General features: G+C 71.1%; 19 protein-coding genes and 1 tRNA gene. 7 read left to right on the top strand and 13 right to left on the bottom strand.

Annotation, left to right across the window (positions count from 1 at the left end):
• Positions 1-27: 27 nt before the first annotated feature.
• The 7 genes from def to CW359_RS41255 all read right to left on the bottom strand — a co-directional run bounded on the left by def (position 28) and on the right by CW359_RS41255 (position 6,794).
• Positions 28-678 carry a peptide deformylase gene (gene def / locus CW359_RS41290; protein ID WP_105975400.1) on the bottom strand — a complete coding sequence of 217 codons (651 nt, stop codon included), beginning with the start codon at positions 676-678 and terminating at the stop codon, positions 28-30.
• Between the two features lie 152 nt (positions 679-830).
• Positions 831-1,811, bottom strand: a complete 981-nt coding sequence (locus CW359_RS41285; RefSeq protein ID WP_105975399.1) for a tetratricopeptide repeat protein — start codon at positions 1,809-1,811, stop codon at positions 831-833.
• Between the two features lie 157 nt (positions 1,812-1,968).
• Positions 1,969-3,195 carry an HD-GYP domain-containing protein gene (locus CW359_RS41280; protein ID WP_105975398.1) on the bottom strand — a complete coding sequence of 409 codons (1,227 nt, stop codon included), beginning with the start codon at positions 3,193-3,195 and terminating at the stop codon, positions 1,969-1,971.
• Positions 3,192-4,613 carry an HD-GYP domain-containing protein gene (locus CW359_RS41275; RefSeq protein ID WP_105975397.1) on the bottom strand — a complete coding sequence of 474 codons (1,422 nt, stop codon included), beginning with the start codon at positions 4,611-4,613 and terminating at the stop codon, positions 3,192-3,194. The genes CW359_RS41280 and CW359_RS41275 overlap by 4 nt, the downstream gene beginning before the upstream one ends.
• A 179-nt stretch (positions 4,614-4,792) precedes the next feature.
• Complete coding sequence (locus CW359_RS41270) at positions 4,793-5,212, bottom strand: roadblock/LC7 domain-containing protein (protein WP_105975396.1); 420 nt, start codon at positions 5,210-5,212, stop codon at positions 4,793-4,795.
• Positions 5,213-5,619: 407 nt separating this feature from the next.
• Entirely contained in the window at positions 5,620-6,432 is an 813-nt protein-coding gene (locus CW359_RS41260; protein WP_105975394.1) for a hypothetical protein, read from the bottom strand.
• A complete protein-coding gene (locus CW359_RS41255; RefSeq protein ID WP_232838827.1) occupies positions 6,429-6,794 on the bottom strand; it encodes a hypothetical protein in 366 nt (121 codons plus the stop codon). Before CW359_RS41255 ends, CW359_RS41260 begins: the two co-directional genes overlap by 4 nt.
• 162 nt (positions 6,795-6,956) lie before the next feature.
• Here CW359_RS41255 and CW359_RS41250 point away from each other — a divergent pair, with 162 nt between their 5' ends.
• Positions 6,957-7,322, top strand: a complete 366-nt coding sequence (locus CW359_RS41250) for a hypothetical protein (protein ID WP_105975393.1) — start codon at positions 6,957-6,959, stop codon at positions 7,320-7,322.
• A gap of 119 nt (positions 7,323-7,441) precedes the next feature.
• Here the strand turns inward: CW359_RS41250 and rsrA are convergent, their stop codons facing one another.
• The 4 genes from rsrA to CW359_RS41230 all read right to left on the bottom strand — a co-directional run bounded on the left by rsrA (position 7,442) and on the right by CW359_RS41230 (position 10,126).
• Positions 7,442-7,735 carry a mycothiol system anti-sigma-R factor gene (gene rsrA, locus CW359_RS41245; protein WP_105975392.1) on the bottom strand — a complete coding sequence of 98 codons (294 nt, stop codon included), beginning with the start codon at positions 7,733-7,735 and terminating at the stop codon, positions 7,442-7,444.
• On the bottom strand, positions 7,732-8,412 hold the full coding sequence (sigR, locus tag CW359_RS41240) for an RNA polymerase sigma factor SigR (protein WP_198655571.1): 681 nt from the start codon (positions 8,410-8,412) through the stop codon (positions 7,732-7,734). Before sigR ends, rsrA begins: the two co-directional genes overlap by 4 nt.
• Positions 8,413-8,667: 255 nt before the next feature.
• Positions 8,668-9,309, bottom strand: a complete 642-nt coding sequence (locus CW359_RS41235; protein ID WP_105975390.1) for an alpha/beta hydrolase family protein — start codon at positions 9,307-9,309, stop codon at positions 8,668-8,670.
• A gap of 1 nt (position 9,310) precedes the next feature.
• Positions 9,311-10,126 carry an SOS response-associated peptidase gene (locus CW359_RS41230; RefSeq protein WP_105975389.1) on the bottom strand — a complete coding sequence of 272 codons (816 nt, stop codon included), beginning with the start codon at positions 10,124-10,126 and terminating at the stop codon, positions 9,311-9,313.
• 59 nt (positions 10,127-10,185) lie between these two features.
• Here CW359_RS41230 and CW359_RS41225 point away from each other — a divergent pair, with 59 nt between their 5' ends.
• The 4 genes from CW359_RS41225 to CW359_RS41210 all read left to right on the top strand — a co-directional run bounded on the left by CW359_RS41225 (position 10,186) and on the right by CW359_RS41210 (position 13,835).
• Entirely contained in the window at positions 10,186-10,908 is a 723-nt protein-coding gene (locus CW359_RS41225) for a M50 family metallopeptidase (RefSeq protein ID WP_105975388.1), read from the top strand.
• Positions 10,909-11,030: 122 nt separating this feature from the next.
• Positions 11,031-12,371, top strand: a complete 1,341-nt coding sequence (gene aroA / locus CW359_RS41220; RefSeq protein WP_105975387.1) for a 3-phosphoshikimate 1-carboxyvinyltransferase — start codon at positions 11,031-11,033, stop codon at positions 12,369-12,371.
• Positions 12,372-12,387: 16 nt separating this feature from the next.
• Positions 12,388-13,398, top strand: a complete 1,011-nt coding sequence (gene rsgA / locus CW359_RS41215; RefSeq protein ID WP_105975386.1) for a ribosome small subunit-dependent GTPase A — start codon at positions 12,388-12,390, stop codon at positions 13,396-13,398.
• Between the two features lie 113 nt (positions 13,399-13,511).
• A complete protein-coding gene (locus CW359_RS41210; RefSeq protein WP_105975385.1) occupies positions 13,512-13,835 on the top strand; it encodes a DMT family transporter in 324 nt (107 codons plus the stop codon).
• Positions 13,836-13,848: 13 nt separating this feature from the next.
• On the opposite strand, the gene CW359_RS41205 is transcribed toward CW359_RS41210, so the two are convergent.
• Positions 13,849-14,478 (bottom strand): TetR/AcrR family transcriptional regulator, encoded by a 630-nt coding sequence (locus CW359_RS41205; RefSeq protein ID WP_105975421.1) that lies wholly within the window; start codon positions 14,476-14,478, stop codon positions 13,849-13,851.
• Between the two features lie 245 nt (positions 14,479-14,723).
• Here CW359_RS41205 and hisN point away from each other — a divergent pair, with 245 nt between their 5' ends.
• Positions 14,724-15,524, top strand: a complete 801-nt coding sequence (gene hisN, locus CW359_RS41200) for a histidinol-phosphatase (RefSeq protein ID WP_105975384.1) — start codon at positions 14,724-14,726, stop codon at positions 15,522-15,524.
• 145 nt (positions 15,525-15,669) lie between these two features.
• Positions 15,670-16,068 (top strand): CBS domain-containing protein, encoded by a 399-nt coding sequence (locus CW359_RS41195; RefSeq protein WP_105975383.1) that lies wholly within the window; start codon positions 15,670-15,672, stop codon positions 16,066-16,068.
• 23 nt (positions 16,069-16,091) lie between these two features.
• Here the strand turns inward: CW359_RS41195 and CW359_RS41190 are convergent.
• Positions 16,092-16,165, bottom strand: a tRNA-Met gene (locus CW359_RS41190).
• Positions 16,166-16,481 lie beyond the last annotated feature (316 nt).

Genomic DNA, 16,481 nt, shown 5'->3' with positions numbered 1-16,481 from the left:
GGGGTGTCCAGGCGTAGTCAGACGTGCTCAGTCGTTCGCGACCACGGGGTAGCGGGGCTCGTTCTCGGCCATCTGCCGCAGGGCGTCCTTGCGCTCACGCTTGGAGAGCCGGTCGATGTACAGGTACCCGTAGAGGTGATCGGTCTCGTGCTGCAAACAGCGAGCGAAGTAGCCGGTGCCGCGCACCTTGATGGGGTTGCCCCGCTCGTCCTGCCCGGTCACCTCGGCGTAGTCGGGCCGGGCGAGCGGCGCGTACGCGGTCGGTACGGAGAGGCAGCCCTCGTTGCTGTCGTCCAGCCGGCGCCGGTCGGCGGGCAGCTCGACGAGCTTCGGGTTGCAGATGACACCGGTGTGCCGGGCGCCCTCGTCGTCGGGGCAGTCGTAGATGAAGACCTTCAGATCGACACCGATCTGGTTGGCGGCCAGGCCCACGCCCTCGGCGGTGCGCTGGCTGGCGAACATGTCCGCGACCAGCTGCTCCAGCTCCGCACCGAACTCGGTGACGTCCCGACACTCCTTGTGCAGCACCGGGTTCCCGACGACCGTGATGGGCCGCGAGGTCCCCCGCTCCCGCCAGGCGGCCTCCCGCTCCTCCCCGTCCTCGGTGTCGACGACGAATCCCTCGTCGTCCACGGGAAGCACGCCCACGTGCTGTTGATCGGTGTCCTGCTGCGCCATGACCGACGATGCCTTCCTCAAACAAACGGGGGAGAGTTGCGGATACAGGGTACGGGGCGAGGCTTACAGGGGCCGCCCCTTCAGGGGCGCCCCCGAAGGGGCGCGGGGAACTGCGCGACCAGCCACGACGACGCAGCACCCGGCAACAGGCCCTAACAGACCTCTTCGAGATCCCGCCAGTCCCGAGTCTCAGGACTGTCAGCGACCCACCCGTCCAACAACCCCCGAACAAGAGACGCCGGCGCAGCGATCCCACACTCCCGCTCAGGAGCCCAAAGCTGCCCGTCCGTCCGATGCCCCAACGGCCCAGGATGCCCAGGCTCACTGTGATCATGGGGATCAAGATGCTCCCCGTCCCCCTCGTCGGACGGCATCCGCGACTCCGAACACATCCGACACAGCAACCGCACCGAGGACGACCAGTCCTCCGCCGCGAACCCCGCGTCGGACGCCAACCGCTCCAACGCGTCCCGGTCGTCCTCGGCGGCGGCCTCCAGCAGCACCACCCAGGTGGGCACGGGCGACGGCGCCCACAGCTCGATCTCGTCGAAGACGGGGTACGAGTGCCCGGCGGCGGTCGTCCGCTCGCCGTGCGGCACCCCGTCGTGCAGCACGACCTCGCCCCAGCGCCGCCCGGACGACGGCAGCGGGATCGACAGCACCTCGATCCGCGCGGGGTCGAGACGCCGTCCCCACACGACCTCGGCCTCGCCCTCCGGCGACAGCCGTACGGCCGCGCTGCCCAGGTCCATCCCGGTGGGCTCACCGGCGGCCGTGACGCCCCCGGGCACCCGCAGCCCGTACGCCTGCCAGGCCCGGCGGGCCAGCGGCCAGTCCTGGAGGGCGGTCGCGGCGATGCCCACGTTCCACCAATCGGGGGCCCCGGTCTCCCGGTCGAGCAGTGCGACGGCACGCAGACCGGCCGCCCGCGCCTGCTCCCAGTCGTGCCGGAACTTGTGCAGCAGGGCGAGGTTGAACCAGGACTCGGACAGCCACGGTTCAAGATCGGCGGCACGTGTCAACAACGCGCCCGCGTCCTCGTACCGCCCGTCGCCGATCAGCGTGAACGCGCGGTCGGTGGCCTGCCGCCATGAGGCGGAGGGCCGGTGCCGCCCCTTGCCGAAGATCCTCACGATTCCCGCCTGCCAGTGCCGTGGAGTGGGCCGGCTTCTGCCCCCGTACAGCCTCTCCCTCGCATCCAACCACGGACCGTTGGAGGGGCGCTCATTACCCATGGGTTACCCAACCGAGGGCAGCGTAAGACGACGAACCCCTCTCCCACCACCACCTTCAGCCGATGCGCTCGTGGACGGCTCCACCATTTCTGGCGAGCACCCGGGCGAGTGATTCGACGACCTCGGGCTGATAGTCCCGGCCGGTACCCAGCCGCAGCTCCTCCAGCGCCCGCAGCGGCCCGTCCGCTCCGGCTTCCCACACTTTCTCCTCGTATGCGTTGACCGCCCGCACGATGCGCGCGGAGACCGGCTGCTCCCGGTACGGATCGGCCTGCCGTTCGACGACCACGGCGACCGCCGCGGCCACCCCCGTCTGCCGTACGACGGCCCCGCCGAGCAGCGCGATCCGGCGCTGCTCCTCCATCGGGAGTACGGCCGTCGCGCCCGCCGGTACCGGGTCGACCAGGCTGAGCTGCCCGATGTCGTGCATGAGGGCCGCGTACTCCAGCACGGTCAGCTGCGGCTCGGACAGCCCCAGCTCCCGCCCCACCGCCCGGCTGAGCACCGCGACGCGCCGGGCGTGCCCGGCCGGGGTGTACCCGGCGATCTCGGTGGCGCGGGCCAGCGAGGCGATCGTCTGCCGGTAGGTGGCCCGCACGGCCGCGTACCGCCGGAAGGACAGCTGGGTCAGCAGCAACGGCAGCGAGAACACGGGCAGCGCCCAGAGCCCGACCACGGCGACCGCCAGCGCCATGACCACGCCGGTCGCGCACACGGCGGTCCCGATCCCGAGCGTGGCCCGCAGCTCGTCCCGCAGCAGCGGACCGAAGGGCCAGCCGGTACGGGAGTGGGCGAGCGCGGCGGCGAGCACGGCGTCACAGAGCGAGGTGAGCCCGAGCAGCGCGACCAGCAGGAGTACGTAGGCGGGGCCGCCCCAGGCCTCGAAGACGCCCTGGTTGTAAAGGGGTTGGAAACAGACGGCGGCGAACCCGGCGGTCAGGACGCGCCGGGCGAGATGGTCGGCGGTGGGCCCCTGTCCACGCGCGACGTGCGGCACACACCCGACGAGGGTGGCCGCGAGAACGACGGCGACGACCTGAAGGGCCCCGTGGTGCGTGGCCCGCCCGGCGGTCTCCCCGAGCAGCGCGTACGACAGCGCCCCGGCGGCGGCGAGCGGCGCGGCCTCCCGGGACTCGGGCCCACTCCACCGGGTCAGCTCCCCGAGCGCGACGAGCAGACCGAAGGAGAGGGCTACGGTGCGGTCGTCGAGGCCGGTGGTGAGGGTGTGGGTGAGGGAGAGAAGGGTGAGAAGACCGGCGGCGACGTGAACGAGCCGCCTCATCGCACGGCGCCTTTGCGGCTGACGGGTCCGGGAACGCCGTCGGGGGACGTTGATGACAGGCCGGAAACAGGTGGAGTGGGCGGGTGAACGCGGCGGGACTGGGGCGAGTCCGCTGTGACCGCCGGGTGCCATCCGTCCCCTCGGCCGACCGCCCGCACCAACGCCCGTACCATCACCGGGTCGAACTGGGACCCCGCACACCGTTCCAACTCCGCCAGCGCCACCGGTACCGGCCTCGCCCTGCTGTACGACCGGGTCGACGTCATCGCGTCGAACGCGTCCGCGACAGCGACCACTCGCGCGGACTCCGGGATCTGGGCGCCGACGAGCCCGTACGGGTACCCGCTTCCGTCCAGCCGCTCGTGGTGGTGCAGGATCGCCGACCTGGCCTCCCCGAGGAAGCCGATACCCCGGACGATCTCGTCCCCGTACTCCGGGTGCAGCTCGATCACCCGCCGCTCCTCCGGCGTCAGCGGCCCGTCCTTGCGCAGCAGCCGCGTGGGCACCCCCAGCTTGCCCACGTCGTGCAGGATCCCGGCGAACCGCAGGACCTCGACCCGCTCGTCGTCCATGCCCAGCTCACGCGCGATCATCATCGACGCCTGCCCGACCCGCTCACTGTGCCCGCGCGTGTACCCGTCCTTGATGTCGACGGCCTGCACGAGCGCCCGGATCGTCGCCTGGTGCGCCGCCCGTTCCCGGTGGTACTGGGCGAACACCCACCAGGACACCCACATCGGCAGCAGCACGAGCAGCGCGGCCAGGGGTCCGTACGGGCCGCGCCACAGGACGGCCATCATCAGCCCGGCGAGCCCGTGCACGCCGACCGGCACCAGGGACCGTACGAACAGCCCCCGCCAGGCCAGCCGCACCGGCACCCGTTCGGCAAGGGCGAGGATGCCGCCGTCGAGCACGGCCAGGACCAGGCAGAACGCCACCACGGCCGCACCGGCGGCGAGCAGGGCGTACGGGAACCCGGCGGATTCGACCGCCTCGGGCCCGCCCAGCGACCAGTGCACCCGCGAGGCCGTCCAGGCACCGATCCCGAGCTGTCCGGCCCGCCAGAGCCGGCGCGGCCAGGGCGTCCGCTCACCGCCCCGGACGAGCAGCGCGCCCGGCAGCGGTACGAGCGCGGCGGCGGCGGGCGGCAGCAGGAAGGCACCGGCGAGCAGCACCGGCGTATGCCAGCGGGGCGGTCCGCCACCGGCGCCACCGGAACCGGCGGCGCCAGGACCCTCGTACCCCCTGCTCCCGCCGAACCGGCCGACCGCGAGCCGCTCGCACGCGGCGCACAGCGCGGCGAACAGCGCGACGGCGCCCCAGGGGGCGTGCGCGAGGCTGACGGGCGCCGCGCAGAGGACGGCACCCAGGGCGACGCAGACGACGTAGACGCGCGCCCACGGTGTGATCGACCGCATGGCGCTCCCTCCCCCGTGTCCCGGACCGGACCGGCCGGGCTGACGTTCGGCACAAGCCTGTTCAGGCTCCGGGACATGGAGGATAGGGCGGCCGGTGGCGGCCGTACGGAGGCATTGGGGGAATCCCAGGCCTCAGGGGCCGCAGATTAGCCCTTTAGGGGGAACAGGGCGTGTCGGTGTCAGTACGCCACGTCCGCCGCCAGCGCCTTGGCCAACTCGTCGACCGCGGCCGGGGATTCACGCTGGAAGGCGGCGAGGTCGAGGCCGTCGTCGCCCACGACGGTCAGCAGGGCGCGTTCGCCGACGGCCAGCACGATGACATGGCCGGAGCCGCAGCGGGCGACCACCTCGCGGAGGGCGCCGACATGCGCCTGTTCGGCGATCCGGCGGCTCACCCCGAGCGTGGCTGCGGCGAGCGCGGCCACCGACTCGGGGTGCACGGTGTCCGTGTCGGCGACGACGAGCAGACCGTCCACCGTGGACAGAACGGTCTCGGAGACTCCCATCACCCGGTCCCGCAACGAGGTCAGGATGCCGGTCAACTGGTCGGACTGGGAGGGCTGCTGGTTTTCGCTCAGGGGAGGGCTCAGGGGACCCATGGGACGTACTCCTTGCGGTCAGTCGGGCTCGGGAAGAGCACGCAACGCACGGTGCACTCGCCGCAGCGTCTCGACAGAGGGTTGGTCGGCGGCCAGTTCTTCCGCCGTGGGGCCCAGTAGGGCCGGGTTCGCGGGACCCCGTACGGGAAGCGGCTTCCGTACGGGAAGCGGAGGTGTGGTCACACCCTGGTCGTCAGGGGTCGCCGGGGTGTGTCGGGCCGGGTCGAGGGGCGCCGGATCACCGGGCGCGGCGCTTCCCTCAGCTCCCTCGGCTCCCTTGGCTCCTTCAGCGGTTTTCCCAACTCTGCCCTTGTTGGTTCGCCCCTTGGTTCTCCCGCTTGTTCCCCCGCTGGTTCTCCTGCTGATTCCGGCAGCGCTTTCGGCATCTCTTCCATCGTCCGCACTCACTACCCCCCTTTCTCTCCGCCACGGGGCTTGCGCCTCGGCAGCGGCTCGGTTCTCGACGGCACCGGCGGCGGGCCGGCTGCCGTCGTACGGCCGGGCGGAACGCGGGGCGCGGTGCTGGGCCGGCCGTCGGGCACGGTGGGGGTCTCCCACCTGAGCAGCCCGAGCGTCTCCATGCGGACCAGGTCCAGCATCACGGCGTACAGTCCGCGCCCCAGCGCGAAGGCGATGTCCCGGGCCGTACGGCGCCCGTTGACCTGGTTCAGAATGTCCTCGTGCCGACCGGACAGCGGCCCTTCCACAACTCCCGTACCCGGTACGGGGCGTACCCGGGCGAGTTCGCCCGGGGGTCCCCACAGGCGGCTGAGCAGCGAGATGCGTCGGGTGGTCTCGTCGGTCAGTCGTCTCGGTTCCACACCCGGCCGGGCGCGGAGGGCCGGTTCCCGGTCGCTCAGTTCCCAACCGCCCGGCGCACCCAGCGACATGGCGAAGGCCGCGTCGAACACGGCGGCCGTGCAGATGACTTCGAGTTCGGCGCCGCCCACCAGCCCGTCGGCCACCAGGTGTTCGCCGAGCAGGTCCGGGTCGGGCTGTGCGGCGCAGGCGGCGAGCCAGGCCTCGTCGCCGATCCGGCCCGAGGTCAGCAGGGTGGAGGTGGCGGTCGGCGCACCGGGGGTCTCGGCCGCGCCGACCAGGCCGTCGCGCAGGTGAATCGTGCCACCGGGGGTGCCGGAGACCCGTACCGTGCCGCTGAACCCCTCCTCGCGGAGTTCCAGCAGCAGGGCGGGCAGATTGCGGGCGACGGACGCCTTCATGCCAGCACCTCGCCGGCCAGGTCGCCCATACTGCGCGCGGCGAGCGCGAGGTTGGCCCGGTCCCGGTCGAGTCCGGCGGTCAGCAGCAGGGGATCGCCGGCCGGGCGGCCCACCGCGAGCAGCACCTGGTGGCGGCGCACGCTGGTGGTGACCACGCTCTCCAACTCGCCCTCGGCGCCCGCGCGGCCCAGCCGTTCGGCGACGAGGGCGGCGAACTCGGAGCTCTCCTGGCCGTCGCCGGCCTCGGCGGTGTCGCCCGCGACTCCGTAGGTGAGGCCGGTGACCGCGTCGACGAGGGCGACACCGGTGACGCCGGGGGAGTCGAGGAACCGGGCCAACGAGGCCTCAACTGCCGTCGACATTTCGCCATTCCCCCTTCGCGTACGACCATTGCACAGTACTTTGAACGACAACTTCCACAACAGACATAAAAGTTGATGTTTGCGACTCACGAGTCGCCTGAGTTCGATCGTAGTTGCACGGACAGCGACCGGTCAGCGTCACTGAGGAATTGGGGCAGCGGAATGAACATCGAGACAGCGCTCAAGGAAGTCATGACCGTGGACGGGGCGATCGGAGTGGCCCTTGTCGACTATGACAGCGGCATGTCGCTCGGCACCCTCGGCGGCGGCCCGGGCCTCGACCTGGAGCTGGCGGCGGCCGGCAACACCGAGGTCGTCCGGGCGAAGATGCGCACGCTGGCCTCGCTGGACATGCACGACACCATCGAGGACATCCTGATCACGCTGGGCAGGCAGTACCACCTGATCCGCCCGCTCTCCAGCAGCAAGGGCGCACTCTTCCTGTACGTCGCGCTCGACCGGTCGCGCAGCAACCTGGCACTGGCCCGGCACAGCCTGAAGAGGATCGAGAACGGCCTGGAGGTCTGAGGACCCCGGGACCCGCCCGAGGCTGAAAAACAGCGATCGGCCCCGCAGCAGCGGGGCCGATCCATCTGTTGTGACTACCTACCGTGGCTACTTGTTGTAGCCACCTGCTGTGACTGGCGTCAGCCCTCGGCGGCCACGTCGTGCTCGGGCACGACCTGTCCGGAGCGGATCATGTCCAGCCGTCCCATGACCTTGGCGCGCAGATCGGTCGGCACGTCGTCCTGCCCGCAGCAGCGCTTGACCAGCTTCTTCACGGCCTGTTCGAGCCCGTACTTCTCCAGGCACGGAGAGCACTCCTCGAAGTGGACCTCGAACTTGGTGCAGTCCGAGTCCGGCATCTCCCGGTCGAGAAACTCGTAGAGATGATCGAGTACTTCACTGCAGTCCGTCTCGTGCGGCTCTCCGCAGCTCATGAGCCCGAGCCTTTCGCTTCGTTCGACTCTCCGGCACCGGCCGGGACCAGGCCACGGTCACGGGCGTAGTCCTCCAGCATGCCGCGCAGCTGGCGACGGCCGCGGTGCAGCCGGGACATCACCGTGCCGATGGGTGTCCCCATGATGTCCGCGATCTCCTTGTACGCAAAGCCCTCTACGTCCGCGAGATACACGGCGATCCGGAATTCCTCCGGGATCGCCTGCAGCGCTTCCTTGACGTCCGAGTCGGGCAGGTGGTCGAGCGCCTGCGACTCGGCGGAGCGCAGACCCGTCGACATGTGCGACTCGGCGCGCGCGAGCTGCCAGTCCTCGATCTCCTCGGCCGCGCTGCGCTGGGGCTCGCGCTGCTTCTTGCGGTACGAGTTGATGAACGTGTTCGTGAGGATGCGGTACAGCCATGCCTTGAGGTTGGTGCCCTCACGGAACTGGTGGAAGGACGCGTACGCCTTCGCGTACGTCTCCTGCACCAGGTCCTCGGCGTCGGCCGGGTTGCGCGTCATGCGCAGCGCGGCCGAGTACATCTGGTCGAGGAATTCGAGCGCGTCCCGCTCGAAGCGCGCGCTGCGCTCGGCGGTCGACTCGCTCCTGCCCTGGCCCTCGGGCTGCTCCGCCTGACCGTGTTCGGTCCCCGCGTCGGTCCCAGTGACCGGACCCACCTCCTCAAGCGACGTGATGGAACCGAAACCGATCCCACTCGAATCGGAGGATAGACGAACATCGTGTCCGCCCGCCGCCCGAATAGGGGCGGTCTTCGACGCGTGCAGGACCGTCCAGTCCAGGTCAGCACTGCTGCGGCGATTCGGGCAGATGGTCGAACCCATGCGGCGGACTTCCTCTCGTACGGACGGTCACCACACGCCTGTGGTGTCTGATCCGCACAACAGCGGTCCGCCGCCCGGCATTCCCGGCCGTCACCCGAGTGACGCGGTCCACTCCACGACCCGCCCCGTGATCAACGCCACGGCCTCGTCCTGCCCGAGGGGCGCCCGCTTGGGCACCACGAAGCCATGATCGCCGTACGGCACCTCGGCCAACTCGAACTCCCCCGCCGGGAACTCGTCCGGCTTCCCGAAGGGATCGTTGCCGCCCTGGACGACCAGGGTGGGCACCCCGGCCCCGAGCAGTTCGCCGGCCCGCGACTTCTCGGGCTTCCCGGGCGGGTGCAGCGGAAAGGAGAGCGCGAGCACGGCGACGGCACCAAGCTCCTCGGCCGTACGACAGGCCACGCGGGCCCCGGCGCTCCGTCCACCGGCGATCACCGGCAGCCCGGGCTTCGCGAGCGCGGGCCAGATTCCCCGCCACCCCACGTCCAGCGTCTTCGGCGCGGGCGCCACCTTCTTCCCGGCCACCCGCCAGGGCTGCTCGACGAGCGCGACGGTGACACCGTGCCCGGGCAGCTCCCCGGCGAGCGCCTGGAGGTCGCGGGCGTCGATACCGCCCCCGGCGCCGTGGCTGACGGCGAGGACGAGGCGGGGGTGCGGGGCGGGGTGCCAGGTGACGCGAGCGGTGCCAGCGTCGGTCTCGACGGTCTCGGTGCTGTTCTGGGTGTTCACGTCAGAAGAGTGTGCCCTCCTCGGGGCCCTCCAGCTCGGTCAGCAGCTCCGGGCCGTTGTTGCGGACGTTGCTGACGGCCGTGGAGACGGGGTAGGCGCGCATCAGCCCGGCGGGCGGCGCCGCGAGCAGCGTGCGCAGGTCGTCCGCGTCGGTACGGGCCGGGTCGAGCCAGGCGTCCCAGTGCTCCGGGGTGAGCATCAGGGGCATCCGGGGGTGGATGTCGGCGAGGGTGCGCGGGCCCTCGGCGGGGCCGACCGCGAGCGGGGAGGTCTCGGCCTCGGTGGTGATGACGGAGCAGGTCACCCACCAGGCCTGCGGGTGGTCGTCGGGCAGGGTCCGGTCCCGCCAGAACTCGTACAGGCCCGCCATCGCGAAGACCGTCCCGTCGACGGGCGTCACGAAGTACGGCTGCTTGCGGGGCCGCTTCTTCTTGCCCTCGACCTCCAGCTCACGCTCACCGGCCGCGGTGACCCACTCGTAGTACCCGTCGGCGGGCAGGATGCAGCGCCGGGTGGTGAAGGCCCGACGGAACGAGGGCTTCTCGTGGACGGTCTCCGCGCGCGCGTTGATCATCCGGGCGGCGCCCTCGGGAGTCTTGGCCCAGGACGGCACGAGCCCCCACTTCAGCTTCCGGAGCTGCCGAACCGGTTTCGGGCTGTCGGCGTCCTTCAGAGGACGGTCGAGTACCGCGTAGACCTCTTTGGTCGGGGCCACGTTGAAGTCGGGGGCGAGGGTCTCCTCCGGCTCCCACTTCTCTATCTCAAAGATTCCTGCGAGATCCTCGGGCGCACGACTCGCCGCATACCTACCGCACATACATGTCACACTGCCAGATTCGACGCGCCACCCGCGACGCTAGGGAGCCCCCAACCACAATGGACAGCACCGCATCCACCTCGCTGGCCGGCCTCTGGGACGAGATCTTCGGCAGCCAGCCCGACCCCGACCTGTGGGTGGTGATCGCGACCCTGGTGGCCGCGCTCGCCGTGACCGTCCCGCACCCCCTGTGGCGCGTCTCGCGCAACGCCATCACCATCGCGCACGAGGGCGGCCACGGCCTGGTGGCACTGCTGACCGGCCGCACCCTGACCGGCATCCGCCTGCACTCGGACACCAGCGGCCTGACGGTCAGCCGGGGCAAACCGCACGGCATAGGCATGATCCTGACGGCCGCCTTCGGCTACACGGCACCCCCGCTGCTGGGCCTGGGCGGCGCGGCCCTGCTCGCCGCCGGGCACATCACGGCCCTCCTGTGGCTGGCCACGGTGCTGCTGGTCGCGATGCTGGTGATGATCCGCAACGCGTACGGCGCCCTGACGGTCTTCGTCTCCGGCGGCACGTTCCTGGCGGTGTCGTGGCTGACGGGCCCCCAGATCCAGGCGGCGTTCGCGTACGCGGTGGTCTGGTTCCTGCTCCTGGGCGGAGTCCGCCCGGCCTTCGAACTCCAGGCAAAACGCAGGCGAGGCGGCGCGGGCGACTCGGACGCGGACCAGCTGTCCCGCCTGACGCATGTCCCGGCGGGGTTGTGGCTCTTCCTGTTCCACGCGGTGAGCCTGTGCTCGCTGATAGGCGGGGGGCGCTGGCTCCTGGAGGTATGAACACGTCCCGAAGGGACGCTGTTCAGGGGCGCGGGGCTGTTTCCATTTGCGGCTCCGCCGCGGGGCGCGACCAGCCACAACGGCGCGGCACCCGATCCACGACCGACTACTAAAGTGACCCCATGGCCCCGAACCCCGCAGACCCCGCCCTCTGGCCCGCCCCCCACGCAAGCGGAGCCGTCGACGCGACGGTCCACGTGCCCGGGTCCAAGTCCGTCACCAACCGCGCCCTGATCCTCGCCGCCCTCGCCTCGGAGCCCGGCTGGCTCCGCCGCCCCCTCCGTTCCCGCGACACCCTCCTGATGGCAGCCGCCCTGCGCACGATGGGCGTGGGCATCGAGGAGACCGTGTCCTCGAACTCCTCCGCCACAACAGAGCCCAACGGCTCGGGCGAGGCCTGGCGAGTGATCCCCTCCGGCCTCCACGGCCCCGCCACGGTGGACGTCGGCAACGCGGGCACCGTCATGCGCTTCCTGCCCCCCGTCGCCGCCCTGGCAGACGGCCCCATCCGCTTCGACGGCGACCCGCGTTCGTACGAGCGCCCCCTGCACGGCGTCATCGACGCCCTCCGCGCTCTCGGCGCCCGCATCGACGACGACAGCCGGGGCGCACTCCCCCTCACCGTGCACGGCAGCGGCGCCCTGGACGGCGGCCCGGTGTCGATCGACGCGTCCGCGTCCTCCCAGTTCGTGAGCGCGCTGCTGCTCTCCGCCCCCCGCTTCAACCAGGGCGTCGAGGTCCGCCACACCGGCGCGACCCTCCCCTCGCTCCCCCACATCCGGATGACCGTCGACATGCTGCGCGCGATCGGCGCCCAGGTCGACACCCCGGAGTCGGGCGGCGAGCCGAACGTCTGGCGGGTCACCCCGGGCGCCCTGCTCGGCCGCGACCTGACCATCGAACCGGACCTCTCCAACGCCCAGCCCTTCCTGGCGGCGGCCCTGGTGACCGGCGGCAAGGTCACGATCCCCGATTGGCCGGCCCGCACCACCCAGCCCGGCGACCGGCTCCGCGAGATCTTCACGGAGATGGGCGGCTCCTGCGAACTCACCGAGTACGGCCTGGAGTTCACCGGCTCCGGCAAGATCCACGGCATCGACGTGGACCTGAGCGAGGTCGGCGAGCTGACCCCGGGCATCGCGGCGGTCGCCGCCCTCGCGGACTCCCCCTCGACCCTCACCGGGGTGGCCCACCTCCGCCTCCACGAGACGGACCGCCTGGCGGCCCTGACCAAGGAGATCAACGAACTCGGCGGCGACGTCACCGAGACCGCCGACGGCCTGCACATCCGCCCGCGCCCCCTGCACGGCGGCACCTTCCACACGTACGAGGACCACCGCATGGCGACCGCCGGTGCGATCATCGGCCTGGCGGTGAAGGACGTACAGATCGAGAACGTGGCGACGACGGCGAAGACCCTCCCGGACTTCCCCGATCTGTGGACCGGAATGCTCGGGAACTGACGGGCGGACCTGGATCATGCGCCGCTACGGCAAGAACACCGACGAGGACGACATCCGCTCCCGCCCGAACCGCAAGGGCAACCGTCCCCGTACGAACATCCGACCGAAGCACGAGGACGCCGCCGACGGCATGGTCCTCACCGTCGACCGGGGCCGACTGACCGTCCTGGTCGACGACCGGATCGTCATGGCGATGAAGGCCCGCGAACTGGGCCGCAAGGCCGCGGTGGTCGGCGACCACGTGGCCGTCATCGGCGACCTCTCCGGCAAGAAGGACACCCTGGCCCGCATCGTCCGCATCGGCGAGCGCACCACGCTCCTGCGCCGCACCGCGGACGACGACGACCCGTACGAGCGCGTGGTCGTGGCCAACGCCGACCAGCTCGCCATCGTGACCGCCCTCGCGGACCCCGAACCCCGCCCCCGCCTGATCGACCGCTGCCTGGTGGCCGCGTACGCCGGCGGCCTGGCCCCCCTCCTCGTCCTGACCAAGTCGGACCTCTCCCCGCCCGACAAGCTCCTGGAGCTGTACGGCGCCCTGGACATCCCCTACGTCGTCACCAGCCGCCAGGAACTGGAGAGCGGGGAGGCCGTGGCCCGCGTACGCGAACAACTGGACGGCAAGATCACGGCGTTCGTCGGCCACTCGGGCGTGGGAAAGACGACCCTGGTCAACGCCCTCGTACCGAACGACCAGCGCCGCTCGACGGGCCACGTCAACGCGGTCACGGGCCGGGGCCGCCACACCACCACCTCCGCCCTCGCCCTCCCCCTCTCGGGCAACGCGGGCTGGGTGGTCGACACTCCGGGCGTACGTTCGTTCGGGCTGCACCACGTCGACCCGTCCCTGGTGATCCACGCCTTCCCCGACCTCGAACCGGGTACGGAGAACTGCCCGCGCGCGTGCAGCCACGACGAGCCCGACTGCGCGCTGGACGAGTGGGTGGAGAAGGGCCACGCGGACCCGGCACGCCTCTACTCGCTGCGCCGGCTGCTGTCGACCCGGGAGCGCACGGAAGGCGACTGACCTCCGCGTTGTTTGGCCGACGTGACGACCGGTAAGTGCATAATCGCACCGAGCCGAATCCGAGCGTGACGAAGCGGTCGAAGCAGTCCAAGTGGCACACGGGAGGACAAGACATGGCGTGGCTGCTGGTCGTTGTGGCGGGACTCCTGGAAGTCGGATTCGCGGTCTGCCTGAAGCTGTCCCACGGCTTCACCCGTCTCTGGCCGACAGCGGCCTTCTGCGTCTTCGCCCTCGGCAGCTTCGGCCTGTTGACCCTCTCCCTGAAGAGACTCGACGTGGGCCCGGCGTACGCGGTGTGGACCGGCATCGGCGCGGCGGGCACCGCGATCTACGGAATGATCTTCCTGGACGACCTGGTGTCCGTCCTGAAGATCGTCTCGATCAGCCTGGTGATCATCGGCGTGATCGGCCTGCAGCTGTCGGGCTCCTCGCACTGACCCGCTCGCGCGCTCAGTTCCACCCGGCGGCGTCGGAGGGCCGCAGCACACTCCGTACGAGATCGGCGACACCGCCCTCTCCCGGGGGCGCGGCGACGCAGGACAGGGCGAGTCTGACGGCCAGTTCGCAGGTACGGGACATCTCGGCGGCCTCCGACTTGGCCGCGCCGGGGCCGGACAGCACCGTCACGGCGCGGTCGCGGACCAGCGCCACGAACTCGCCGGGCGAGGGCAGTGGCCCGTCGGCCCGCCGCTGCGCGGGCACGGCGGCGGAGGACGGCACGGCGGACAGTGTCGGCGAGGGCAGCCGTTCGCTCCAGCAGCCGGTCAGCAGGGCCCGTACGAGCACGCTGTCGCGGGCGGCGGCCGTGGTCCACTCGGCGGCGGCCGTGATCCGCTCCCGCGCACCGGCGCCGGGCTCCGCGGGCCCGGTCAGCGCCCGCTCGACGCCCGCGAGGTAGGCGTCGGCCTCTCTGCGCACCAGGGCCCGGGCGAGCCCGTCCTTGCTGCCGAACTCGTTGTACAGCGTCTGCCTGGACACTCCGGCCGTGGCGGCCACGTCGACCATCCGCACCGCGGACCACGGACGGCGCGCGAGCGCCGTGTAGGCGGCGTCCAGCAGGGAATCCCGCGCTGCGGGCATCATCGGCCTCCCAGGGGCGAGCGGCTCTGCGCCCCAGGTTTGACGCGGACGGAGTCACTGTCAAGGGTTCGCGGCAGCGCCAGGGGGCGCGTATCGACATTTCACACCCCCCGCCGAGGCCGGCAGCACGCGCGCGCGGGGCAACCACGGGGCGAGCACGGGGCGAGCACGGCCGGGCAACTGCGGGTAATCACACCCGCCGCCCCCCGTAGCCGCGCGACAGTACCGAAAGATACGGTTCGCCTATGCCCGACTATCACGATGACCTGCGCCTTGCCCATGTACTCGCGGACGCCGCCGACGCCACGACCATGGGCCGGTTCAAGGCGCTCGACCTCAAGGTCGAGACGAAGCCGGACATGACCCCCGTCAGCGAGGCGGACAAGTCGGCCGAGGAACTGATCCGGGGCCAGTTGCAGCGGGCCCGCCCGCGCGACGCGATCCTCGGCGAGGAGTACGGCATCGAGGGCACCGGCCCTCGCCGCTGGGTGATCGACCCGATCGACGGCACCAAGAACTACGTCCGCGGGGTGCCCGTCTGGGCCACGCTGATCTCCCTGATGGAGGCGGCCGAGGGCGGTTTCCAGCCGGTCGTGGGCGTCGTCTCGGCCCCCGCGCTGGGCCGCCGCTGGTGGGCGGCGAAGGGCCACGGCGCGTTCACCGGCCGCAGCCTCTCCTCGGCGTCCCGGCTGCGTGTCTCGGGCGTATCGAAGATGACGGACGCGTCGTTCGCGTACTCGTCGCTCACCGGCTGGGAGGACCGCGGGGTACTGGGCGGCTTCCTGGACCTGACCCGCGAGGTGTGGCGCACGCGCGCGTACGGCGATTTCTGGCCGTACATGATGGTCGCCGAGGGCTCGATCGACATCTGCGCGGAGCCGGAGCTGTCCCTGTGGGACATGGCGGCGAACGCGATCATCGTGACAGAGGCCGGCGGCACCTTCACGGGCCTGGACGGCCGCCCGGGCCCGCACAGCGGAGACGGGGCGGCGTCGAACGGCCACCTCCACGACGAGATGCTGGGCTACCTGAACCAGCGTTACTGACGCCCTCTTGCTTGACCCTCTCTTTAACTGCCACTCTGAGAGCCCCCCACTTGTGAACTTGTGAAACCCTGAACAAGGCAACACACAAGGCGACGCACAAGGAAATGAACAGGGGCGGGAACTCTCTAGGAGGTGGCTCCACCCCATGCTCGTACGTGACGCCATGAGCACCGTGGTCCTCACCATCGGCCCCGATCACACACTCCGCCAGGCCGCCGCACTGATGGCGGCACGCCGTATCGGCGCGGCGGTGGTCCTCGACCCGGACGCGGGCGGAATCGGCATCCTGACCGAACGCGACATCCTCAACTCCGTAGGCATGGGCCAGAGCCCCGACACGGAACGAGCCCACGCCCACACCACCAACAACGTGGTCTTCGCCGCCCCCTCCTGGACCCTGGAGGACGCGGCACAAGCGATGGCCCACGGCGGCTTCCGCCACCTCATCGTCCTGAACGACGCGGGCGACCCCACCGGCATCGTCTCGGTCCGCGACATCATCCGCTGCTGGGCCCCGGTACGCCTGAGGGCCGGAGCCCTGTAAAGGACTCCGGCCCTCGGCCTGAGTAGCGGGGACAGGATTTGAACCTGCGACCTCTGGGTTATGAGCCCAGCGAGCTACCGAGCTGCTCCACCCCGCGTCGGTAAACCCAACGTTACGTCAGCCCAACAGACAAAGGCAAATCACTTACCACCGACACCCGCCACCCCTGTTAAGCGCCGGGCGGCACATCCCAGCCCGTCTGGGGGTCCCCCCTCTGGGGGAGTTTGAGGACGAGGCCGTCCAGGCCGATTTTCCCCGCCCACCCACCCCTGCTCACCCACCCCAGGCCCGCACCCCCAGCCCGTCCGGCGTTTGAGGACGAGCGCGTCAGCGCGACAAGCGGGGGTCTGGGGGCGCAGCCCCCAGGAAGGGATGGGACGGGTAGGGGCGGCGGGGGCGAGAAAAACCCAACG

The sequence above is a fragment of the Streptomyces geranii genome (genome assembly GCF_002954775.1).
In the GTDB taxonomy this organism is placed as follows: Bacteria; Actinomycetota; Actinomycetes; order Streptomycetales; family Streptomycetaceae; genus Streptomyces; species Streptomyces geranii.
The sequence above is the reverse complement of the archived record's forward strand: the minus strand, read 5'-3'. Positions and strand labels throughout refer to the sequence as shown.